The 15,864-nt window shown below is 60.0% G+C and carries 10 protein-coding genes; 2 read left to right on the forward strand and 8 right to left on the reverse strand.

Going from position 1 to position 15,864, the window contains the following annotated elements:
• Positions 1-24: 24 nt before the first annotated feature.
• Entirely contained in the window at positions 25-564 is a 540-nt protein-coding gene (locus HPO_RS07485; RefSeq protein WP_035596474.1) for a hypothetical protein, read from the forward strand.
• Between the two features lie 110 nt (positions 565-674).
• Here HPO_RS07485 and HPO_RS07490 read toward each other — a convergent pair whose 3' ends face one another.
• The 5 genes from HPO_RS07490 to HPO_RS20225 all read right to left on the reverse strand — a co-directional run bounded on the left by HPO_RS07490 (position 675) and on the right by HPO_RS20225 (position 9,101).
• Positions 675-2,219 carry a CRTAC1 family protein gene (locus tag HPO_RS07490; RefSeq protein WP_035596477.1) on the reverse strand — a complete coding sequence of 515 codons (1,545 nt, stop codon included), beginning with the start codon at positions 2,217-2,219 and terminating at the stop codon, positions 675-677.
• A 21-nt stretch (positions 2,220-2,240) separates the two neighbouring features.
• On the reverse strand, positions 2,241-4,385 hold the full coding sequence (locus HPO_RS07495; protein WP_035596480.1) for an acylase: 2,145 nt from the start codon (positions 4,383-4,385) through the stop codon (positions 2,241-2,243).
• A 78-nt stretch (positions 4,386-4,463) separates the two neighbouring features.
• Entirely contained in the window at positions 4,464-7,283 is a 2,820-nt protein-coding gene (locus HPO_RS07500; RefSeq protein ID WP_035596483.1) for a TonB-dependent receptor, read from the reverse strand.
• Between the two features lie 185 nt (positions 7,284-7,468).
• Positions 7,469-8,488 (reverse strand): FecR family protein, encoded by a 1,020-nt coding sequence (locus tag HPO_RS07505; protein WP_035596486.1) that lies wholly within the window; start codon positions 8,486-8,488, stop codon positions 7,469-7,471.
• 37 nt (positions 8,489-8,525) lie between these two features.
• A complete protein-coding gene (locus HPO_RS20225; RefSeq protein WP_162174023.1) occupies positions 8,526-9,101 on the reverse strand; it encodes an RNA polymerase sigma factor in 576 nt (191 codons plus the stop codon).
• A 783-nt stretch (positions 9,102-9,884) separates the two neighbouring features.
• On the opposite strand from HPO_RS20225, the gene HPO_RS07515 reads away from it, so the two are divergent.
• Positions 9,885-12,086 carry a TonB-dependent receptor gene (locus HPO_RS07515; protein WP_035596674.1) on the forward strand — a complete coding sequence of 734 codons (2,202 nt, stop codon included), beginning with the start codon at positions 9,885-9,887 and terminating at the stop codon, positions 12,084-12,086.
• Positions 12,087-12,158: 72 nt separating this feature from the next.
• On the opposite strand, the gene HPO_RS07520 is transcribed toward HPO_RS07515, so the two are convergent.
• The 3 genes from HPO_RS07520 to egtB form a co-directional block, all read right to left on the reverse strand.
• Positions 12,159-13,160 (reverse strand): histone deacetylase family protein, encoded by a 1,002-nt coding sequence (locus tag HPO_RS07520; RefSeq protein WP_157532719.1) that lies wholly within the window; start codon positions 13,158-13,160, stop codon positions 12,159-12,161.
• A 131-nt stretch (positions 13,161-13,291) separates the two neighbouring features.
• The gene (egtD, locus tag HPO_RS07525) at positions 13,292-14,290 is read right to left on the reverse strand and encodes an L-histidine N(alpha)-methyltransferase (RefSeq protein WP_051612411.1); all 999 of its coding nucleotides are present in this window, start codon (positions 14,288-14,290) and stop codon (positions 13,292-13,294) included.
• Positions 14,283-15,860, reverse strand: coding sequence for an ergothioneine biosynthesis protein EgtB (gene egtB, locus HPO_RS07530; RefSeq protein ID WP_338390522.1), 1,578 nt, complete (start codon positions 15,858-15,860; stop codon positions 14,283-14,285). The genes egtD and egtB overlap by 8 nt, the downstream gene beginning before the upstream one ends.
• Positions 15,861-15,864 lie beyond the last annotated feature (4 nt).

Here is a 15,864-nt window from a genome sequence, read left to right on the forward strand (position 1 = left end):
TGCACTGAACAAAGGAGAGACAGAATGGCAAAGGCAACCGCATTTGGAGCGCCGGCGCTCCTCATCGCTGCCCTGATGTTGACAGCGTGCGGAGATAGCACAACCGGCGCCTCCGCCTCCAGCGGCAGGAAGGTGGAAGGCCCCTCCGAGCCCGCCAGCAGTCCGTCCCGGATCGTGGAACCTGGCACCGAAGGCGCCATCGCGGTGACCATCAACGCCACCACCGAGTTCGACGCGGGCTGTATGCTCAACCCCAGCCTGGAGAACCCCAGCGGCGAGCAATTCACCCTCTACGCCGATATTGGCGGCCGCCGCGGCGAGGCGGGCGCTGTCAGCGCGCTGCTTTCCGGAGAAGACGCCCTCACCATGGAAATTACCGGCTACACTGATTTCGGCGGACAGATCGGCCCGACAGGACTCAGCGGCCGCTGTGAAGTGCTCGATCTGGTCATCGGCAATGTGCGTTGCCGCGAAGGCATCGGCATGGAAGGAAAGATCGGCCCCTGCCCGGCGCCGGTCAGCTTCAGCATTGCGCCGATTGTCCGCTCCCTGCGGACTAAATAGCAATTTCCGGGATTATCCTGACCCGCGAGTTATCCGGGACACCGCTGCTCTGAACACACGGTGTCCCGGAAGGCTGCGCAATCTGGCGAAGGCAGGGCTGTCTTCGCCGTTCACTGCTGCTGAACGGCAAATGCCTTTCCGGCCCACTCGGCAGGATCGACACCGGATACGGTCTGGGTCACACGGCCCTCGGCTGTCAGGAAGGTAACCTCGACCGTGACGGGCGAGAGGTCCTTCAGGCCGAAGTGCACCGGGATGGCGCTCTGGGCGTTGTAGCCCCCGCCTGTATGCACCAGCCGCGTGGCGAGGATGTTGCCAGCCCCATCATAAAGACGGACCTCCGCCCCCGGAACAACGCCGGTTCCGGCCTTGTTCAGCACCATGACATTGAGCGCGCGGCCCGCCGCCTTGCCGGAAAGTTCGTTGCGGAAGACGAAGTGCCCTCCCTCCGGGCCATAGCCATCGGTCAGCGACAGATCGAGCGCGCCATCCTGATCATAGTCCACCCAGATGGCGCCATGATCGCCCGCGTTCATGGGGTGATCGAGGGGCAGGATATTGGTGAACCCGCCCTGGCCATCATTCAGGTAGAGATAGTTGACCGGAACCTGCTCTCCAAAGGGTCCTTCATAGCCGACCACGAAAAGATCGAGATGGCCATCATTGTTGAAGTCTCCCCAGTCGCCGCCCACGGCATGATCGGGCTCTGCCACGCCGAAGGCTTCGGTGACATCTTCGAACGTGCCGTCACCCTTGTTGCGATAGAGCTTGTTGGGGCCGTAATTGATGAAATAGACGTCGAGCAGGCCGTCATTGTCGAAATCGCCGACAGCGCAGCCGACGCCGCCTTCCTGCTGCGTGCGGCCTGAAGTTTCGATGCCGATTTCGGCGGCAACATCGGTGAAACCTGCGCCATCATTGCGCCAGACGGCATCTTCGGCGCCGGACTGGTTGGTCAGGAAGAGGTCAATCCTGCCATCCTGATTATAGTCAAACCAGCAGGCGCCGACCGTGGGGCGAGGGTCGCTCGGGCCTGCGCCGGTGAAGACTTCGGTGAACAGGCCGTCTGTATTCTGATAAAGCTTGTTCCCCCCGGCGCGGTTTGCCGAATAGACATCCAGATCGCCGTCATTGTCATAGTCGACCCAGTTGGTCTGACGGGCCGAGCGGCCGGGGATCGTCAGGCCAATCTCGGCGGCAACATCGGTGAACCCCTGCCCGGACTCGTTGCGGAAAACGCGGCTGAGTTCTTCCGGCGAAGTGGCTCCGGCCATAAGATCCGGATAGCCATCCCCGTTGAAGTCACCCCAACTCAGGCCACGGAATTCCGGGCCCGACACTGGCAGGCCGAGGGCTTCGCCGACGCTGGTGAAGACGCCGTTATCCTGTTTGTAGAGACGGATCGCGCCGCCTTTCACGGAGACGGCGAGATCAAGCTGCCCATCGCCGTCGAAATCGGCCCAGGCATTGGAGAGGGAGCCGGCCTCGCCGAAGAGCTCCGGCTGGACCGGGACGAAGGGCAACAGCGGCCCGGTCTCTTCGGCTGCCGGAGCAGCAGGCACGGTTTCGGCAAGCTGGGGCGCTTCAGGCGTTGCCGCGCAGGCCGCCGCCAGCAGCGGAAGCACGGCCGGCAGGTATTTCAGACGATATCGCATGATTTCTGTTCCGTTATCGGATTAACGATTGAGCGGCGTGCGTTCGGAAAGATTGGCTTCAACCTGATCGCGCAGCAGCCAGAGCTCACGATATTTTCCTTCCGAGAGCATCTCCAGCTGGTCGCTGTAATGGGCGGTGCCGGGCTGGCGGGAGTTGCCATAGCTCATCAGGCCGTAGGCCTTCACGGGCGTTGAAAACTCGATCATCGCCACCCAGGTTTCCCCATGCGTGGGCGTGCGCACGCCTTCGCCGTTCGGGTCCGACCAGGTGATGACGTGGAAGGCGCCCAGGTTTCCAAAACCGCCATGGCCAGGCACATCCACATCCTCAAGGATGAAGCGCGACACCTCGCCATAGACGGGATCGATCCGCCCATATTTCTCCTTGGTCGACGCAATTGCCTTTCGCAGCTGCTCGACGGCAGCAGCCGGGTCCTTGAGGCCTGAAGGCGTGTTGATCGGATTATCCGCCGACCAGGGCACGGCAAAGCCTGCCTGCCCGGTCATGCGCGGGCCGGAAAAGAGTTTTGCCCATTCCTCGAAAAGAACGCCGGCGCGATTATCGCTGGAGAATGTGCGGTCCCAGTCGGACAGGATCTGGACGGCAATCTGCATCTCCGGGTCCGGATCATTGGCGGCAGCGGCCAGCAGATCAGGCAGTACGCGGTCCGCCATCAGCGCATCAGCGGAGAGCTTCAGCTCGACGAAATCGTCCAGGGTGAGGCTCTCTGCCTCCGCCATCATCCGGATGGATTCCTGGGCCCGCATGGAGAGCGGCGTGCGCGGGGCGAGATAGGGCGGGAAGTCTTCCGGCTTGTAGGCGACAGGATAGGTCGCCTCCCATGGCGGATCGTTGGAGTTTTGAACAAATCCGGTCGCGGGATCTGTCACGCGCGGAAGATCTTCGAAGGGGTGAACCTCCGTCCAGAGATATTCGGACGTATCGCCCGGCACGAGGCCCTGCCAGAAGGCAAGATCACCCGAAGCGCGCTTAGGCGCGATGCCGTTGAAGGTGTATTCGATATGCCCGTCGCGATCTGCGTAGGAGATATTGAAGGTCGGCACCTGCAGGCGGCTCATCGCGGCGTCGAAATCCGCGTAGCTGTCGGCGGTGACCATGTCGAAATACTGTTCCAGCATGCCGCCCCGGTCGAGGCCGGCAACGCGCAGGGCAACCGCTGTGCCGTCGGGCTTGTCGAAGACCGGGCCATGAACGGTGGAGCGCACAGAGACGGGCACATCCAGCAGGCTGCCATCTTCCTGGCGGAGCTTGTATCCGGTTTCGCGAACCTCGAAGGGCAGCACTTCGCCGTCAAAAAGATAGCCATTGTCTTGCAGCGTCAGCTGATAGGTGGTGGCGCCCAGCATTCCGTTGACGGTATTTGAGATACCCATCTGCTGGTTGAAGGCAAAGCGGATGACCGGCAGGCCGATCTGTGTGGCACCATAGATTTCGAAGTCGGGGCCTGTGAGGTGGGCTTCGTAATAGATGAAATATCCCGTTCCCCAGGGAAGGTGCGGATTCTGCAGCAGCAGCGTATTGCCAGATGCCGTCTTCGAGCCCGCGACAGCCCAGGTGTTGGAACCCTGCTCGGAAAGCTCGGGCGGATCGCCCTCCCCTGCCACCCGGCCGGGCGAGGCAACGTAGATGAAGTTCATCAGGCGGTGGGCATGGGCGACAACATCCACGCCGCTGACCGGAAGGACGATGGCGAGTTCAGGGTCAATCGCTTCGGGATGAGCAGCCGCATAGGCGTTCATGCCTTCGGCGAAAGCATCGATCTTTGCACGGAACTCCGGCGAATAGGCATCATACCATTGCTGCGCGCGTGCGGGCACGTCGTTCATGACGAGCCATTTGGTGGTCTCTTCATACTCAGCGCCCCAATATTCGGCGCCCTTGCCGCGCGCTTCGCCATAGAGGCGCAGCACCGTGTTGGCGTGGCTGGCGACCTGTGCCCAGCCATAGCCGTAGAATACGGTCTCGGCATCCGGGCCATAGATGTGCGGCACGCCATAGGTATCCCAGAGAATCTCGGCCTGAAGCGGCGCGGGCGCGCTCTCCTCGGCGAGGGTTGATGCGGCGTCTCCGCCGCTTGCGCATCCTGCGAGCCCGAGCTGGGCCATCACCAGCAAGCCGGCCGCAGCTAACCTCAATTGTTTCATCCCTCAAATCCTCTCAATTTTATCTGCCTGCAGAATGGATATGGCCCGGCAGCGATGTGCCGGGCCATATACCTCACCTTACCACTTATAGACACCACGAACGAACCAGGAGCCGCCCGTGAAGCCGAAAGGCGCGAACGTGTTGTACATGTTCGATCCCGTCGTTGATCCGGGCGCCGCAATCTCCTGAGGATATTCGTTGAACACGTTATTGGCCCCGGCAAACACGCTCAACGCTTCGCTGATGGCATAACCGATCTCCAGATCAGTGATCCATGCGGGATCAACGTCATAGTCTGCAGCCGGATTGGTTGCGTTCTGGACGGTATAAGAACCAAACCGAGTGGTGCGCGCATTTGCCGAGAAGCCGCCGAAAGTCCAGTCCAGCCCGAGCGTGATCTTGGAATCCGGAATGGCGGTGGTCAGGGCGTTCTGCTTGCTCCGGTCGAAAATCACGACATTCCCCAGGGCGGCGAGTTCCGGAGGATTTTCGATGATGCCGGTGATCTCGGTTTCATTCTTGTTGTAACCGGCCTTCAAGGCGAAATCACCAAAACTGTCCGTCGGCAGTGTGTAGGTACCCACCACATCGATACCTTCCGTTCGCGTATCGATGGCATTGGTGTAGTACTGCCCGCTGATCTCCGCCGGCAGGCCATTCGCCGTAAGAATATCCCGGATCCGGGCGTCGAGCGACGAGAAGGTCGTCGTCACGGCAATCCGGTCATCCACATCAATCCGGTAGGCATCGATGGTGATCGCCAGATTGTTCAGCGGCGTCAGTGTGAAGCCAAAGCTGATGTTTTCCGAGGTCTCTGGCACGAGGGGGCTGGCCCCGAGAGCGATGGCCGCCGCAGAATTGACCGGCAGGTTCTTCAGAAGCAGCAGCTCATTCTCGCCGTCCCCGTCCAGATCGCGGAACTGGCTCGTCGTGGAGGAATAGGCCTGCTGGGCCAGGGTCGGCGCCCGGAAGCCTGTGTTGTAGGAGGCCCGCGCCGCTAGCCAGTCGGTAAGTTCATACCGGCCGTTGAGCTTGTAGATCAGCTCTTCGCCGGCGTCGTCATCGAAGCTCTCGAATCGCAGCGCGCCGGAGACAAAGAGCTTGTCGGTCGCGCTCCAGCCAAGTTCACCGTAGACGGACAGGTTGTTGCGATCAATCGAGCCGGCATCATCCGGACGGAAGCCGGGTGTGGCCTGAGAGCCGGGAGTCTGCAATTGCCCGGCGAACTGCTGGCCCACCGGACGCACATAGGTGCCCGCGGCCCAGCTGGGTTCGTCGCCTTCCTCGATCTCGTATTTCTCAAGACGATGCTGGAGGCCGAAAGACACCTGCAGTTCGCCGGAGCTGCCAAGATCATAGGGGCGGGTCGCATCGAACGCGTTGACCCATTCGGAGGAGATCAGCCGGCCGACTTCGAAATGCGTCGGGCTCGTCGGGCCAAGGCTGGCATTCAGGCCGTTGTCATTCTCCCAGTCGGTGATGTCTGTGCCGTAGTTGGAAGAGAGATCCCAATCCCATCCATTGTAATTTCCACGAACGCCTCCGGCGATCTCGAAATCGTCTTCATAGATCGTGAGACGCGGCCGGAAGCCGTTGGGATAAACCTCCGGCAGGGAGGCGATGTTGTTGGGCGCCCGATAGGACCAGTCGAGTACGGACGTCCGCGCCCCATAAGTACCAAAGGCGTAGAGTTCGACGCCATTGGTTTCATAGCCAAGGTTGAGGCCGAAGGTGTGGGATGTTTGCGGGAAGGCGCCGTAATTCGTCGTCACGAGCCGGTCAATCGTCGCTTCGCGGGGATCGCGCACATTGCCGGGCAGCAGCGGATAAAGATTTACCGAATCGGCGATCGGCACGGCGCGGTTGGAAGCGTTGCGATCCATATAGCTGTAAGAGAAATGCGCAAAGCCGGACTCGCCGATGGCATAGCCCTGGTTGAGAGAGCCGGTCAGGAACTCACCGTCCGAACGGTCGAAATTCTCGCCGAAGCTGACTGAAGCCTCGCCGCCTTCGGGGCTGTCCTTCAGGATGATATTGATGACACCGGCAATAGCGTCGGACCCATACTGGGCCGCCGCGCCATCGCGCAGCACTTCGATACGCGCAATCGCCGAGGACGGGATCATGTTGAGGTCAACGCCCGCAGCGCCGTTATAAAGCGACGAGACCGAGTTGATCAGCGCCGTCTTGTGGCGGCGCTTGCCGTTGACGAGGACCAGGGTGTGGTCTGGGTTCAGGCCGCGCAGGCCGCCGGTAGCGATCACTGTGGCCGTGCCACCGCCGGCGCGGGTCGGCAGGTTGAAGGACGGCACCAGATACCGCAGGGATTCAAACACGCCGGTGGGGCTGCCCTGCTGAATATCGTCGGCGGAAAACACATCGATCGGCGTCGGGCTTTCGATGATCGAGCGCGGCGCGCCGCGAACACCGGTCACGATGACCGTTTCCTGGACGCTGACACTATCCTCTGCAGGACTAGTTACCGGCGCTGACGCGGGTTGCGGCGTCGTGGTCACCGCCTGCGCCATCACTAAAGGGCGGGCCGGGCTGCGGCCCTCCTCGACCGAGGCGAGCTGGAGCGTAAGGGCGCCGCTTTTGTGTGTCTGAACGGTCAGGCCCGTACCCGTCAGCAGGTTACTCAGGGCCTGCTCGGGCGGAAACACGCCCTGAACAGCGGCAGATGTCTTGCCACTCACGAGTTCCACAGGCGCCACAATTACCATGTGCGACTGTTCGGAATACTTCACCAGCGCCTTGGCCAGCGACTGGGATTCGATCTCAAATGCCGCCGGTGAGCTGGTGGCTATCTGGGCGGAAGCCGCCGCGAATTGCAAAGCAGTCACCGAGACTGCGCTCGCCAGGCTGACCCGGAGAAGTGGAGGAAGCGTCTTGCGCATGTATGTGTAACCCCGATACGGGCGCCCCCTGCAGGCGGCCCTCATGAATGAGGACGAGCGTGCAGCGGCAATTATCCAAAATAAATGAGGTTCTGCGTTGAATGTTTCTTACACGCGCCCGGATATGCGCATGTTTTGAGCAGGGCTCACCCAACTTTTAAGCGCGCCTGGGAGTTTTGCGGGGGTTACGAACCGCTCAGAACAATCCTGCCGGGGTCCGAATAATCCGCCACCAGACCATAGGTCACCTCAAGGCCCGCAGCGAACTGGTCGATCTTTTCCACGCTGAAGGCTGCTGTCATCCTCAGATCGCCGATACCTTCTTCGTCCAGGATGATCTGACGGCGGCTGTAGCGATTGGCATCCGACACGATCTCGGCGAGGCTGGCGTTTTCATAGGTCAGCCATCCGCGCCGCCAGGGCGCCGCCTCTGCCGGCTCTATGGCGCCGAGCATGGCCTCCAAAGATCCGATGCGCGCCACAACTTCATCGCCGGCCCGCAGCACGTTCTTCTCTATGACCTCGCGGGACGCCTCGGCCTGCTGCGGCGTCTCGGCCTGAAGCACTTCGACAACCCCCTCCACTACCGCGACCCTTACCGTCTCGGGCCCCTGGCGCACATCGAAGCGCGTTCCCACCACGCGGATCAGGCGGTCCCCCACCTCGACGTAAAAGGGACGCACCGGATCCGACGCCACATCGAAGAAGGCCTCCCCTTCCTGAAGCTTCACGATGCGCATCGTTTCGGTAAACGCCGGTTCGATACGGGAGCGGGCGCCGAGCGTCACGACGCTGCCATCAGCCAGATGGATATCGCGGATTTCCGCAATCATCGTTTCATAGGCCGGATCAGCCACAGACGAACCGGGCAAGGAGACACCCAAGCCAATCACCGCGCCGCCCACAACCATTACCATCAAGGCAATTGCCGCCATCAGCTGTTGAGGCTGGTGAACGAGCGGGCGCCACGCAGGCGCCGGAACTGGCCCGGGGGCGATTTCGACATCGCCCAGCTCCGGGATCAGCGCCAGATCGCTCATCAATTTTTCATAGCGCCGGAAGGCAAGTGAATGGACATGGTCTGCGGCGAGCCAGGCATTGAACTCTGCGATCTTCTCTGGCCGCGCATCGCCGGAATGCAGATAGACCGCCCAACCACGGGCGGCCGCCTCTATCCGGTTTTCCTTGCAGTTGTCCTGAGTCACGTCAGATCACCTATCCCCCGGCCGGTTAGTATTCTGATCAGTTTTTCAACGCTGCGGAGAGCGAAGCAAGCGCCGATTCCATCTGACGGTAGACATCCCCATATGACCAGCCCGTTTCCTTGACAATCTGCTGGTAGGTATATCCCCGGTGCCTGTGGAGGCTGAGCACGACTTTCTGCTTGTGCGGCAACTGATCAATGGCGCGCCTGACAATCTCGAGCCGCTCCATATCCAGCAGGGCGCGCTCGGGCGAAATATCATCCTGACCTGCGTTGAGGAGTTCAGCCTGCATCGACCGGGCATAGGCGGCATGGCGCCCATTCCGGCGCTTGTGATCCAGGACGATGTTGCGGGCCGTCACCAGCAGCAAGGCCCGTGGATTGCGGACCTGCACAGCCTCACCAAGCTCGGCAAACCGCGCAAAGGCAGCCTGCGCAACATCTTCGGGTTCGGGCGGCCCAGAGCCAAATGCCCTCCGGAGCTGCTGGCAGAGATCCTTCCAGTAGGTCCGGTACAATTCCTCGACGGCAACCGCTTGTGACCGGCTACCGCCCGATGGCGCTGGCCGGCCGCTCTGGTCTATTGGCAGAGACCCCACAGGTGAATTGCTCACGTCCACGCCCGCATCTGTTCCACATTTGACATGCGTGGCCCTGTTGCTGCTGCGCATCAAGGCTTCGCACCGGATATACTTTTGGAAGCTGCCCTCTGCGCATAATCCAGTCAATGAGTATCCCAAATTGCCGGATTTTCCATGCCTCGAGGTCTTCGTGACCAACCCATGAAACATCACCGGCCATTATATTCCGGATAGGGATCACTCTATTTCCTGGCGGCGGCCCTGCCCCGGCGTTCTGGCGGTGCTTTCGCTTCGGGCGCATGAAAGCGCGCCCGGACTGGATCGATCACCGCGACCAGTGGCCAACCTGTCATCCCCCAGGAAACCGGGCTTCCGAATTGCCTGTGAAACCTACCCAACGGGCAGTGTTGCCTCAACACCGCACCTGACGCCCAGACACCCCGCACAAAGCTTAGGTGGACATCTTAGCCTGCATCGCTCACAACTTCCACATCAGCTTTCAATTGTAAATGTGTCCCACAATAATCGCTCCCGCATCCACCCGGAATGCAAACAAGTTGAGCAGGATCGTCTATGAATTTGGCACGCAGCGGGTTTCGCGCCATCGCGTACCTGTTTTACAATCCCATATATCCGCTTACGGAATTTTTTGGCGCCCGGCCCGCAAAGGATCTCCCAAGACCTCCAGTTTTTTTGCCGCCCCCGTTCAGGGCGAAGCCCAGGGATTGGCCCACCACAGTTAGCATCTGACCCCCGTGAAAGAGCAAAGACCCAATTTGCAAACCATTGTGAATGTGTCTCAACACGGGGAAGACCATGCTCATCAAGACCTTGAAAGTACCACTCCTCGCCAGTTGCTCTGTTCTGGCAATCGGCCTGTTTCCATGCCTTGCCATTGCCCAGGAAGCGGAGAAGCCAGAATCTGCGCTGGTCAACGAAACCATTCTTGTGACGGCCTCCAAGCGGGAACAGTCGCTCAGAGAAGTTCCAGGATCCATTTCCGCGCTCTCAGAATCGGCGCTTCAGGATCTGAACGCGCAAAGCCTTTCCGATTATATCACGCGCATTCCAGGCGTCGTATTCAACGACTATCAGCCCGGGGTGTCGGAAGTAGTGATCCGCGGCGTTGCCTCGACGACGTATCATGAGGCCAACCAGACCGCGACGGGTTACTATCTCAACGAAATCCCGCTGATCGAGCCCGGCTTCCCTCTGGTCATTCCGGACGTTGACTCTTTCGACCTGAAGCGCGTCGAGGTTCTGCGCGGCCCGCAGGGCACACTGTTTGGCTCGTCCTCCCTCGGCGGCGCCATCAATTATGTTGCCAAGGAAGCCGACCCGAGCGGAATGGAGGCGGGCCTGGAAGGCATGATCGCGTCAACCAAGGGCGTGGACGAACTGTCCTATGCCGCAAAGGGCATGATCAACCTGCCCGTGATCAAGGACAAACTCGCCATCCGCCTGGTGGGGCTGCAACGCTTCGACTCCGGCTACCTTGACAATACGCTCCTGGGGGAAGACGGCAGCAACGATCTGGGTGTAGATGGCCTGCGCGCCTCTGTCGTTTTCACACCGACCGAGACGACCCGCATTTCCGCATTGAGCATGTATCAGAAATACACCCTTGATGATCAGACATATGTGCTGTTTGGCGCGGATCCGGAAACCTTTGAACGCGCCACCAATGTTGCAGAATATCAGAATACGGACTTCACGCTTCACAGTCTGCGTCTGGATCAGGAGTTTGATTTTGCAACCCTGACCGTCGTGGGATCCTATGTTGAAAAGTCCGCCGACCTGGCATTCGACTATTCGATTTTCGGCGGCAACGACCCGCGCACAAACACCCCTCTTCTCTCGTCCGGCTCGGGCGAGTCGACAACCGACTATCTGGAAGTCCGCCTCACATCCCCGGATGAAGGCCCGCTGACATGGATTGTCGGGGCCAACTATACGAAACTCAAGTCCGAGAATACTGACGCGCTCTATCTGGAAGGCATCGCCGCCTATATCGACGCCAATCCGGCCGAGTTCAACAATCAACCCGGCAGTCTCCTGGCTCCCGGCGACCTGTCAGAGCGGACGGTCAGCTCCAATTCGGTGACCGAACAGGCATTGTTCGGTGAAATCAAATATGCGTTCTCTGATCAGCTTTCGCTTACGCTGGGAGGACGCCTGTTCGAATACGAATCCAGCCCGCGTCTGACTTATCTGCCAAACGCAAACCTTATCGACCCGTTCGATTACCAGCCTCCGGCTGGAAAGGAATCGAGCTTTGTGCCGAAGGTTTCGCTGACCTACACCCCCAACGATGACATAATGGTATATGCTCTCTATTCTGAGGGTTTCCGGATTGGTGGGGTTAACGTCTATTCGGTGGCCTCTCCCGATCTTCCGCTGGCCTTTGGCAGCGATGCCACCAAGAACTATGAGATCGGCGCACGGATTGACCTGATGAATGACAGGATTTTCCTGGATGCCACCGTCTATCATATTGATTGGGAAGACGTTCAGGCCCGCCTGTTTACCAGCGATTACAGGGCCTACACCGTGAATGGCGGCGGCGCCGAAATTGACGGCGTAGAGCTGGTTGCCACGATTGCGGCCACCGAGCAGCTCAATCTGTCAACGAGCATTTCCTATAATGATGCCCGCCTTTCCAGCCTGCTGCCCGGTGAGAATGCGCCCGCTGGAACCCGTCTTCCGGGCGCGTCTGAATGGACCATCGCGAACACCGCGTCCTACCGGTTCGACACGCTTCCCTGGCAGCCCTTCGTGTCCCTGAACCACCGCTACCTTTCCGAAGCCCCGGTGGATTTTGCTGGCAGCCTGGAAAAGGGCGACTACCATATCTTTGACCTCAATGCTTCCTTCGACGTGTCGAGCAATGTCCAGCTCAGCCTGTTCGCAAAGAACCTTTTTGATGAATATGGAATCCTGAATGCGCCCTTTGCCTTTGCGGGTTCGGTAACCCGGCCACGCAGCATCGGCATGTCTCTTCGGTACAATTTCAACTGACCGGATCATCACCCGAGACAGAGCGGCGGACGTTTCCTCCCACGTCCGCCGCTTCTTTTTTGTCCGGCGTTTCTAGTCAAATGCCCTGATGAAAGCAGCGACATTGTCTCCCAGCGCCGCCACATTATAACCGCCCTCCATCACAATAGCGGTCGGCAGGCACAGGCCGGCAATGGCCTGGCTGAGGGTGGCGAAATCCTTGTGCAGTATCCTGAAGTTCGAGATCGGATCATCTTCAAAAGTGTCGGCGCCAAAAGACAGCACCAGGAAATCTGCGCCCCAGTTGGAAATCGCCTCCAGCGCAATGCCCAGCGTTTTCAGATAAGCGTCTATCTCTGTTCCATGCGGTAATGGCAGATTCAGATTGCTGTCTCCAGCGCCCCGTTCATCTGCATGCCCCCAATAAAATGGATAGTCTGTTTGCGGGTTGGCGTGGATCGACACAAACAGCACGTCGGGATCTTCATAGAAGATGTCCTGCGTTCCGTTTCCGTGATGATAGTCGATATCGAGGATCGCGACCCGCTTGCGGCCAAGCTGTTGAGCGTGGCGGGCCGCGATCGCAGCATTATTCAGATAGCAGTACCCGCCCATATAATCACGGCCGGCATGGTGGCCTGGCGGCCGGCAGAGGGCAAAGGCGCTCCTGGCGCCAGTTTCCTGGACATGGGCCACGGCCGCCACGGCAGACTGCGCGGACCAGTACGCAGCGCTCCAGGTATCCGCCGCAATCGGGGTTGATGCATCGAAACTGAACTGGCCCATCTTGGCATCGATGCGGACGAGATCCGCGATCCGGCGCCGGACGACCGGAAAGGTATAACCGATCGCATCCCCTGCCCTTCCGGCGGCGAGCCACTGGCTGTGCGCGGTCTGCAGAAACTCCAGATACCGCGCATCATGCACGGCAAGTAAGGGCCCCATACCGTGATCGACCGGCACCTTGAGCGCCGGGAACTGGCCGGCAATGTGTTTCACACGATCAGGCTTTTCATTGTAGGGAACCCATTCTCCATTGTGGAGTTCGCGCAGGGGTGCATGAAGGGTCTGGCGGGGGTCGAAATAGACGATCAAGGCGCACTCCTGCATCGTGATGGGGACAAGCAGAAGAGGTTAGCCGAGCCCAAGGCTCGCCGCCATGACGAGACAGGCCAAAACTTCACTGGAAAGGGCACGCCCCGGGCCAGACTCCATCCGCCTTGCCCTTAGGCGTCAACCGGGCTGGGCGAGATTTCTGCCACGGTCAGGAAGTGAATGCTGAAACGGTGGTTTTTATCGGTCCAGACCGCCTGCGGACTGAACCCTGCGGCTTCGGCAAGCGCCTGGAACCCTTCAACATCGTATTTGTGCGATGATTCTACATGTATCCTTTCACCGCAGTCAAAATCGAATGCCTGCCCGCATACCGTCACCGTCTGCCGGCACCGGCTGACCAAATGGATATCGATGGCGAAGGTGGACGGATTATAGTGTGCCTCGTGCCGGAAGGCTGATAGCTGGAAATCACCATCCAGTTCGCGGTTGATGCGCCGCAGAAGGTTCAGGGTGAATGCGGCGGTCACGCCCGCCCGGTCATCATAGGCGGCCTCAAGCTCTGCCACGGGCTTGATGAGGTCGACGCCAACGATCATGGCGCCCCCTTCGCCCAGACAGTCGCGCCAGCCGGCCAGAAAGTGGCGTGCCTGTGGCCGGGTGAAGTTTCCGATGCTCGATCCGGGGAAAAAGCCGGCGATCCTTCCCTGGTCCGGCAGGGGCAGTCTGAATCCGGTTCTGAAATCCGCCCAGACAGCATGTACCGGCAGGCCGGGATAGTCCAACGCAGCCTGCCGCGCCGCCGCGCCCAGCGCCGCCTTAGAGATATCGACGGGTATGTAGGCGGCCGGATCCTCCAGCGCCTCCAGAAGAAGGCGCCCCTTACGGCTTTCTCCCGAACCAAATTCAACCAGACGAACGCTGGGACCGGCAATATCTGCGATCTCCGCTGCCTTGTCTTCCAGAAGGCACAACTCCGTACGCGTAATATAATACTCAGGCTGCCGGCAGATTTGTTCGAACAGGTCTGATCCGGTCTTGTCGTAGAGAAACCGGAACGGCACTGCCTTGTCCGTCCGGCCCAAGCCTTCGAGAACCGCATGGGAAAACAATTCCGGCCCCGGATCACGGTCGTGCCAATGGAAATTGGCGGGGCTTTTCAGATCAGACATCGGAAGCAAGGCGCACCCCCGAAAAAGCCCATCTGGCAGCAGGCGGATAGAAGTTGCGATAAGTGAGCCGCGCATGGCCGGGCGGAGTTACGCAGGCACTCCCCCGAAGCACCATCTGCCCCGACATGAATTTGCCGTTATACTCCCCTGCGGCGCCTTCCAGGGGCCTGAAACCGGGGTATGGGCCATAAGCGCTTGCCGTCCACTGCCAAACGGCGCCGAAAACCTGCTGTGGGCCCGGCCCTGCCGCCGCAGGTTCCGGCATGGGGTGGAGCGAGGTTCCCTTCTCCGGCCACACCTCTCCAGCCGCGCGTTCCCATTCCTGTTCGGTGGGAAGGCGCGCGCCCGCCCAGCGGGCAAAGGCATCTGCCTCATAATAGCTGACATGGCAGACCGGTTCGCGAGGGCGAACTTCCCGCTCGCCGGTGAGCGTAAACTGGGTCCACCGGCCCGGCGCCTGCATGGACCAGTATAGCGGCGCGCGCCAGCCCTCTGCCTGAGCGGTGGCCCATCCTTCCGACAGCCAGAATTCGGGGCGCTCATAGCCACCCGCTTCCATGAAGGCGAGCCAGTCGCCGCAAGTCACCAGATGCCTTCCTACGCGAAAGGCGTGGGTCCATGCCTTGTGGTGCGGCCGCTCATTGTCAAAAGCGAAACCCTCCTGCAAAGCACCGATATTGACCAGCGCTTCCTTAAATTCGAGCCAGGGCGCCTGCCTGCGCGCCGCCAGCATACAGGCGCCAGATGGATATTCCGGCAGATAGGAGGGACGGCCGGGATTGGAAAAGAGCAGATGCTTGATATCCATCAGGATAAGCTCCTGATGCTGCTGTTCATGCTGAATTCCCAGCTTCAGCAGCGGCGCGGCGGCATTCCATTCAGGGTCACTTGCGACATCAAGGAAGCCGCAAATCGCGGCATCAACCTCGCGGCGATAGGCCCTGACCTCATCCAGCGACGGCCGCGTTATGAGCCCGCGCCGGGCCCGGGGATGTTGTGCTCCGATCGTGTCGTAATAGGAATTGAATATATGGTTCAGTTGAGGGCCGGCAACGGGCGAAGAAAACCGCGAAAGGAGAAAGATATCAAAGAACCAGCTCGTATGTCCCAGATGCCACTTGGCCGGACTGGCATCCGGCATCGACTGAACTTGCTGATCTTCGGCGCTCAAGGGCGCAGTAATCTTCAGCGTTGCGGCACGCGTCTCAAGAAAGGCTGACCGCAATTCTTCCCTGCCCGTACCGGGCCGGGCCACCGACAGTTCGCCATGGGCCATCTGCATGTATTCCTCACTTTGCCTGGCGTTTACTCTGCCCAACGCCGCGCTTACTGAATTGTTCCGTAGCGACAGGCGTGGAATTTTCCTCTGTCTACTGACATATTGAAGAGAGACGGCCCTCTGCTCAAACTTGCGCTGACCCGTAAAATTTCGCACCGCGCCGGAACCGGTACAGGTTTCGTGCGCTGGTGTCAGAGCATGTAGAAAGACCGCCCACCGGACCTGCGGTTCGCTACCGAGGTGCGGACGTGGATTTTCGGCCATGCTGCCGCGAGCGACGGCGGCATTCATGGGA

Origin of the sequence: Hyphomonas polymorpha PS728, assembly GCF_000685315.1 — a bacterium.
GTDB classification, from domain to species: Bacteria; Pseudomonadota; Alphaproteobacteria; order Caulobacterales; family Hyphomonadaceae; genus Hyphomonas; species Hyphomonas polymorpha.